The organism is Exiguobacterium sp. s56 (genome assembly GCF_018618255.1).
GTDB classification, from domain to species: Bacteria; Bacillota; Bacilli; order Exiguobacteriales; family Exiguobacteriaceae; genus Exiguobacterium; species Exiguobacterium chiriqhucha.
The window spans coordinates 1-7,436 of the sequence record NZ_JACSLR010000029.1 but is presented as its reverse complement, the minus strand read 5'-3'; the positions used below and the strand labels follow the sequence as shown (position 1 = coordinate 7,436).

5 protein-coding genes are annotated in these 7,436 nt (G+C 37.9%); all 5 read left to right on the top strand.

The features are described from left to right. The first annotated feature begins 209 nt into the window (after positions 1-209). The 5 genes from KNP71_RS15505 to KNP71_RS16080 all read left to right on the top strand — a co-directional run bounded on the left by KNP71_RS15505 (position 210) and on the right by KNP71_RS16080 (position 7,293). The gene (locus KNP71_RS15505; RefSeq protein ID WP_214831044.1) at positions 210-1,502 is read left to right on the top strand and encodes a methyl-accepting chemotaxis protein; all 1,293 of its coding nucleotides are present in this window, start codon (positions 210-212) and stop codon (positions 1,500-1,502) included. A 125-nt stretch (positions 1,503-1,627) separates the two neighbouring features. Then, entirely contained in the window at positions 1,628-4,225 is a 2,598-nt protein-coding gene (locus KNP71_RS15500) for a UvrD-helicase domain-containing protein (RefSeq protein ID WP_214831043.1), read from the top strand. Then, entirely contained in the window at positions 4,222-4,866 is a 645-nt protein-coding gene (locus KNP71_RS15495; RefSeq protein WP_214831041.1) for a hypothetical protein, read from the top strand. Before KNP71_RS15500 ends, KNP71_RS15495 begins: the two co-directional genes overlap by 4 nt. Positions 4,867-4,887: 21 nt before the next feature. Beyond that, positions 4,888-6,753, top strand: coding sequence for an NERD domain-containing protein (locus tag KNP71_RS15490; protein WP_214831040.1), 1,866 nt, complete (start codon positions 4,888-4,890; stop codon positions 6,751-6,753). Positions 6,754-6,987: 234 nt separating this feature from the next. Next, positions 6,988-7,293, top strand: a complete 306-nt coding sequence (locus tag KNP71_RS16080) for a helix-turn-helix domain-containing protein (protein ID WP_353049165.1) — start codon at positions 6,988-6,990, stop codon at positions 7,291-7,293. Positions 7,294-7,436: the final 143 nt, after the last annotated feature.

Below are 7,436 nucleotides of genomic sequence, written 5' to 3'. Positions count from 1 at the left end.
ACGCAAAAACACCTCCGATGCTAGCACTTTTTTAAAGTGTACCACTGCGAAGGTGTTTTTATATTGTCTCAAAAATTTAGGTTAGCCCAGGACGCTCTCGGTGACGAGGGCGTTTTTTCATTGACCAAAACTTCAACTGAAAACGCTATACAAAAGCTGGGATTCGGACGATATAGTAGGTGATGAATTACACAGAGGAGGAACTCATAGTGAAGCTATTCAAAAACTTTACGACCCAACTGCTCGCTTGGATTTTGGTCACATCCTTTATCACGGGCGGAGCGGTCGGCTGGATCACGCTCTTGCTGCTCACGGAGCTTGAGATGCCGAAAGGTCAGGTCATGCTCGTCGGGACGGCCGTGGCGTTGCTCATTTCAGGGATTGGCGGCGCCGTCATCTACTTGATCGCTCGTCGTCCGCTCAAGGCGATCGAATTGGCGTCGGACAAGGCGGTCGAGGTCGGCAATGGCGACTTGACGGTCGTGTTCGCAGACGAGACGACGACAGACCGTTCAGAGATGGGCCGTCTGCTTCTCTCAATGGACAACATGGTCGGGCACTTACGGGAGCAAGGGACGAATATGCGTTACACGGCGGACCAGCTCACCGGTTCGGCGCAAGAGATCGCGGCAGCGGTCCAAGAAGGCAATATCGCCGGCGAGAATATCCGTCAAGCGATGGACGCCTTGAACAAGATGCTCGAAGACAACGTCAACGCGACGTACAGCTCGATGGATCTTCTCGGTGCCGTCGCTCGTACGATGGAAAACATCCGCAACGAGATGGGCTCGGCTTTAAATTCAGCAAGTGAAATGCAACAAGAGGCCGAGAGCGGCAAAGGCCTCGCCTCGTCGTCGGTCGATGCGATGCATGCGATTGCCGGCAAGGTCGAGCAATCATCGACACTCAACAGCAAGTTGACAGAGATGACAGGCGAAATTTCGCGCATCACGGACGTCATCAGCGATATCTCGGCGCAGACGAACTTGCTCGCCTTGAACGCCTCGATTGAAGCGGCCCGGGCCGGGGAACATGGACGCGGTTTCGCGGTCGTAGCGGCCGAGGTCAAGAAGCTCGCTGAACAGACGGCGAACTCGACGCAAGAGATCACCGATTTGATTGTCGACGTCAAACGTTTAGTTGGGGACACGTCGTCATCGATGGCGAACGTGAAAGCGGAAGTGGAGACGGGCGTCGGTCTCGTCGAGAAGGCGGGCGGTGCGTTTGCGTCGATCCATAACTCGGCGAACGAAGTGTACAGCCACGTCCATTCGGTCGATGCGCTCTTGGATGAGTCGCGCGGACAGATCGACTCGGTCGTCACGAACTCGGCCGGCATCGTCGGTATGGTCGAAGAGGCGTCACGCTACGCGACAGAAGTCACGTCAGCGGCAAGCCAACAGGCGGCCAGTCTCGGTGAAGTGAACGGCGCGATGACGGAGCTCGTCCGTGTCGCGGAGAGTTTGCAGAATGAGACGGAGCAAGTGAAAGTGGAAGTTTAAGAGCTATTTGAAGGTATAAAATCCTTTTAAGGACTTTATACCTTTTTTTGTTTTTAATGTATTTTTTTGTAATAGAATTAGTGATATGGTGAATAAAGTGTTAATTAAATTGAGGGGTCAGCGATATGAAATTGTTTATTGAAGAAAAATTTTATAAAACCGTTCCGATTGAAAAAAGAGAAGAAGTAAACAAACGAATCAACTATTTGCTCGAATCGCTACATAAAAAAGATTTTAACTTTAACAAATTACCTGCAGGTCTTGATTTTAAAAAAATCCAAGCACTAGACAAAGTTATTTACAAATTTAGAGTTAATGGTGGAGATCGCATCCTATGCGCTCGTTCTGAAGATTTATATTCACAATCTCATGAAGAAAATCAAAATGCTTTAGTTTTGTTGGAATATTGTACGCATGATACTCAAATTCGCGTGGCTAAAGCGAAAGATTTTTCTAATGAAGCACACCTAAATGTAACAGTTTTACCCGTTGAAATTTTAAAACCAAATCTTCCGAGTTACTTAGTAAATTATTCTTTGTCTTCATCACACTCATTTATTAAGGATTTTGAAATAGATTCAAAAGAATTGTTGGATATTTTTGGGGACGAAGCTGTATTTTACTGTTTAGATGAAAAACAGAAAGAGATTGTACAAAGTGAGCAAAAAACACAATTCATTTTCGGATCTGCCGGGAGCGGAAAAACAACGCTAAGTATTTATCGAATCCTTCAACTATTAAATAGTAGGGATGGAGAATCTACTAAAATTGCGCATTTTACTTATTCATCTAAACTAAAACAACAAACTGAAGCTTTATTTATGAAAATAGCAACCAAGATGTCGTTACACAGCGAAAAAGAATTAAAAAAACGAGTCAATTTTTATACAGTTGAAGAATACATTGAAAAAACACATAGTGACAAAACTAGAATTGTCACATTCGAAATTTTTAAAGAATGGTACATCAAACAGAAGAACTTACCAAAACTAGACTTACCTGCCCTCTGGAAAGAGCGAAGAGGGATTCTACAAGGATCACTTGGGACAAGGTGGCAATATGAATTAGAAATTCCAATCATTCAAGAGGGGTATGATTTATTAAAACAACTAGAGAATGAGTCGTTAATAAGCTTTTCAGAGAAAGAAAAAACTTTTATGCTCTGTTCGGAATTTGTGAATATCCAAAAGAGGTTGCAACATGAACCAATTTTTTTGAATAAATTTAAAGAACAAATGATTATTTCTCTGAATGCCAATCTAGTTGACACACCATCACTAAATCCCGAGAAATATTTTCAATTAAAAAATCGTGATAGTATATTCACACTCGAGGAAAGAAAAAAAGCTATTAACATATTTGAAAAATTTGATATCTATATAACCCATCTAAATAAATCAGATTATTTTGAGGAAGGTGCCTTAATTAGAGCGGTATTAGAAAGTAACGTGGCACCATTTAATTATATTTTAATTGATGAAGTTCAAGACTTAACGGAACTTCAATTTTATTTTCTATTGCAACAAATAGACTCTACTGAAAATCTGTTTGTTTGTGGAGATTTGCATCAAACAATTAATCCAACTTACTTTAACGTAGGCCGAATACAAAGTCTTTATCGATTTGTCAGTGGAAACGATGTGATTGAAAATAAAATCCTGGATTGTAATTATCGATCGAGTGAAGATATTGTTAACTTTGCAAACGAACTTTCTCAATTTCGTAGAGAGGTATTTTCTACTAATCACGAGTGGGATTATATTGAAGTGCCGCAGCGTGGGTCCACTAAACCTCCATATCTTTTTAAAGGTGAAGTGGATAATCTCTTTAAGCATATAAAGGATAAAGACTATGTATATGTCATTGTGGTTAATGAACAAAACAAAGAAAAATTATTGACTCAATTTCCCGACTTGGAATCTCGTGTACTGACGGTATCCGAAGCAAAAGGTATTGAAAATAAACATGTAATCACTTATAACGTATTTTCAAGTTATATAGAAGAATGGAGAAATATATTCTTAAAAAAAGATTATAAGCTCAAATTAAATACAGAACTTTATCGTTACTATTTTAATATGGTATATGTAGCAATTACGAGAGCGCGAGATGTTTTAGGAATGGTAGAAGAAAATCTGTCTCATGATTTAGAAAGATGGCTATCTGAACATATGGAGATTATGACAGAATTTGATGAAGATGCACTTGATCTTGCTAAACAATCATCTTCAAGTGATTTATTAAAGAGTGCAATCCAGTTGGAAACTAACGAAAACTTTGCTCAAGCCATAGCTACGTATCGTTTAATTCAAAATACAGTACTATCGGTGGAAGCGAGTAGAGGAATAGCGCGTTGTAACATTAAGGAAGAATGTCAAAGAACAAAGGATTATCTAGTATGTGGAAGAACGCTAGTTACGCACGAAGAACATGAACACGCTATACCTTATTTAAAGCGTGCAAATGATGAATTATTTTTACTGAAAGCAATACTAAGTATAGACCAAGAAAAGAATTTATCGCTAATCAATGAGGAGTTGCGTAGCCTTGTTGGAAACCCTCTAGTCCTTTTGAATGAGTTGGGCGAAACCGAATTGATTTCAAGGTATGCTAATTTAATGCTATTACCAACAGAAATGCGCTTCAACAAGTTGTTAGACACATCAAAAAAAATAGTCAGATTAAGTCAAAAAACCAGTAAAATAGTGAGGTTAAAAGTATGAGTATCACAACGGATAACAAAGCGATGGATCTATTATTAGAAAGATTCTTAGAGACTTCTGAACAATCTAAAGTACTTGAAAATACAATTGATAATTTTGCACAAGTTATGGAGAATTTCCAAGAAATAGTTGTTTCAATTGATGAAACGATTGATATAAGGAGTCTTTCTGATTTGTCTAAAGATGCACAGGATAAATTTCAAGAAATAAAGAACTTTAATTCTGCTGAAGCTGTTCTACGTCTTGAAAATACGATTGAGCAACAGCTATCAAATCATATAAAACAGATTCAAAAGACGATGCAAGCGAATAAAAAAACAGATATGACTGCTTTGGAAAATAGAATCGAAAAAATACTAAGTGAAGGTAATCAAGCAAATTCTGAAAAGCTTCGAGTACAGCAAGACAATCACTATGAAAATCTACTACAACTGTTCAATAACCTCAACACGTCATCTTATAGCAGTCCATCGACTTCGAATTCTGAAGAAGTAACCAAGCTAAGACAATTGGTAAGTAGCCTCCATACGAAAGTTAGACGTCTAGAGGAGGATATGAATGAAAGAATGGATATATTAGAACAATCTTATCAAGTAAAGATAGATTTATTGGAAAATGAAATTCGATTATTACAAAAATAAAAACTTGAGGATTGAGTTGGTATGAATAAAGTTACTGTCAAAGTTATCGAAGATCCAAATCCTCGGAATCCCAAAACAGATGGAGAACGTTATTTTTTAGAATGTATAAAGCATTCTCCGATGTTAGAGGGTTGGACAGTTTATGTACAACCAATACTAAATGGAATTCATCCAGACTTTATATTATCTCATCCAAGAAAAGGAGTAGTGATAGTTGAAGTAAAGGACTGGGACTTGACGTTGGAATGTTATAGAGAACCTGGATTTTTAATTACCGACACAAATAAAAAAATTTCAAAAAACCCTGTCTTGCAAGTGGAAGGATATAAGAGAGCACTGATTGAAAATGAACTCCTTTCAGTTAATAAAATTCAAAATGACGAAGGGTATGGATTGATTGAGACACTTCTATATTTTCATAAATCAAATGAACAGCCTTCATTATTATTTTTAAAAGATAGAGGACGGACTAAGGTGTGGGGACGAGATTCTATGGAGCTTTTTAAAAACGGGAGTATTAAAAAAACTTCAGTCCCTTACGCTTTTATCGTAAAACGTACAAAATTCGAAGTTCAATTGCCAAACATAGTGGAGGAATTGAGTCAATTATTGAGCATCAGTGATTATAATTTCGAGCGTCAAGAACGCATTCAATTAAATTCTGAGCAAACGAAATTAATAACAATTAAAGAAGGTAGCATTCGCAGGTGGAGTGGTGTGGCTGGTTCTGGAAAAACACTTGTGCTGGCTGAAAAAGCAGCGATGGCAGTAAGGGACGGGAAAAAAGTATTATTTCTGTGTTTCAATATAACCCTTGTAAACTACATTAGAGATCTTTGCCGAGCGCAATATGTGGGGGATAATGCTTATCTAATAAAAAGAAATATGAATAACAACTATTTCCATGGATTTCTAGCGAATTTGGCCAGCGAGTATGAAGTTCCAACAAGAGAATATTATAAGGATAGAGAAGTTACTGAAGCGACGAGATGTATTATTGAAGAAATATCAAAAAAGATAGAAATTATAGGCGGCATAGAAAATGAGTATCTATTTGATGTTATTTTAATCGATGAAGGGCAGGATTTCAGGGCAGAGTGGGTGCATTTTCTTAAGAAATTCAGAACGTCTAATAGTGAGTTGTTAGTCATGTATGACAAAGACCAGAGAATCTACGAAGATGCCGGATTATGGATTGAAGATAGTGAAGAAATCAAAAATATTGGCTTCTCTGGAAAGCCTGGAAATTTGAAATATACTCATCGGTTAAGTTCTCCGGTTATTCAAGTAGTTGAATCATTACGTAGACAAATGACTATTACAAATTACGAGATTATAGAACGAAACCCTACATATCAATTGAGTTTTTCAGATTTAAAAACCGAGTGGTACAATATTCCGAATGAACTGATGATTGATAAAGTAATAAAGGTTATTAATGATATGAAGCAAGATGGCATATCATTAGAGGATATTACGATTTTGACGATAGAAGATAAAGTTGGAATCAGTATGGTCAAACACTTTGACAAGTTAAATGTAAGAACTTCTCATACATTTGACCTCACTAACCATAAGAACCATGGGAGAAAACGCTATGCGAAAAGATCTTTTCAACCAGGAAAAAACCACTTGAAAATATCTAGTTATTCTAGTTTTAAAGGGTGGGAAGCTTCTCATATTGTTCTTGTCCTAAGTCCAATCGAGAAAATGGATTGGAGAAACGGACTACATAATAAAGATTCTGAAGAATTTAGAATCCTATACAACTCACTGTTCATTTCACTTACTCGTGTGAGAGAGGGAGCTAGTCTTCGGCAAAGTTTCATATGCATAAACGGAATTAGATATGCTGAAAAACTTAAATTTAGTTTTAATATTGAATAGATGAAAATTGATTGGATTGAAATTGGTAATAATATTATGGAAAGACTATTATGATTGATGTCTGCAAGTTGTCCTAGCTAGTTCAAGATTTCTTTTGTTAAGAATAATATACAATGGTTAGAAACAACTAAAAATAATGTTTGAGACTTGGGCTAACCTAAATTTTTGAGACAATATAAAAACACCTTCGCAGTGGTACACTTTAAAAAGTGCTAGCATCGGAGGTGTTTTTGCGTGGGCAAAAACGTATATTCAAGTGAAGTGAAATGGGCAGTGGTGAGAGACAAACTAAGTGGTGAGTTGACGACTAGAGAGATTATGGAGAAACACGGAATCAAAAATGAATCCCAGATTCACACATGGATGAGATGGTATCGGTCCAATGAAATCTATCGATTCGACCAACCAATCGGGAAGCAGTACACCTACGGACTCGGTCCTGATTCCGCCAGCGAGGATGACAAGAGAGAGCGTCAACTATACCACCTGAAGACGGAGAACGAAATCTTAAAAAATTCATGGAGATCGAAAGAGAGTTGAGAAAGAAGTAGTCCTAAAGGTTGTAGAGCTCCTGAGGAGCAAATATACAGTCACTGTCAACAGCGGTTTAAAATTCCCTCTTAATAACGGATTAAAAATCCCTTTTTTAAACGTTACTCTTGGAAACTATCGACACGGGTCGG